Here is an 882-nt window from a genome sequence, read left to right as displayed (position 1 = left end):
CACGGACCGCGCGAGCGTCACGGCGCTGCTGGAGGCGCGCGGCCTCGTGGACCTCGTGATTCCGCGCGGCGGGGCGGGCCTCATCCGCGCGGTCGTGGAGGGCGCGCGCGTGCCCGTCATCGAGACGGGCGTCGGCAACTGCCACCTGTACGTGCACCGCGACGCGGACCTCGACGTGGCCCTCAGGCTGCTGCTCAACGGGAAGGTGCAGCGGCCCGGCGTGTGCAACGCCCTCGAGACGCTCCTCGTGGACCGCGAGATCGCGCCCGTCTTCGTGCCGCTCGCGGTGAAGGCCCTGCGCGACGCGGGCGTGGAGGTGCGCGGCGACGACGGCGCGGCCATGTACGCGCCCGGCGTTCGGCCCGCCACGGAGGAGGACTGGGAGACGGAGTTCCTCGACCTCGTCATCGCGGTGCGCGTCGTGGACGGCCTGCCGGGCGCGCTCGACCACATCGGGCGTTACGGCTCGAAGCACAGCGAGGCCGTCGCGACGACCTCGCTGGACGTCGCGCGACGCTTTCAGGACGGCGTGGACGCCGCGTGCGTGTACGTGAACGCCAGCACGCGCTTCACGGACGGCTTCGAGTTCGGGTTCGGCGCGGAGATCGGCATCAGCACGCAGAAGCTGCACGCGCGCGGCCCGATGGGGCTCGCGGAGATGGTGACGTACCAGTACCGCCTCACGGGCGAGGGGCAGATCCGCTGACATGCGGCGCGTGGTCGTCAAGGTCGGCAGCAGCAGCCTCACGGACGCCTCCGGGCGGATCGAGCCGCCCCGCCTGTGGGCGATCGCGCGGGCCGTGATGAGCCTCCCCGGGGAGGTCACGGTCGTCTCCAGCGGCGCGGTCGCGGCGGGACGCGGGGTGCTCGGCGCGGACCGGC

Annotated in this window: 1 protein-coding gene; it reads left to right on the top strand. The window is 73.8% G+C overall.

From position 1 onward, the window contains the following. The coding region (locus DEIPI_RS40905) for a glutamate-5-semialdehyde dehydrogenase (RefSeq protein WP_084474107.1) at positions 1-706 on the top strand (706 nt) is incomplete at its 5' end. Positions 707-882: the final 176 nt, after the last annotated feature.

Source organism: Deinococcus pimensis DSM 21231 (assembly GCF_000519345.1).
Taxonomy (GTDB): Bacteria; Deinococcota; Deinococci; order Deinococcales; family Deinococcaceae; genus Deinococcus_A; species Deinococcus_A pimensis.
Note: the sequence above shows the minus strand (reverse complement) of the source record. Positions and strands in the feature narration are given on the sequence as shown.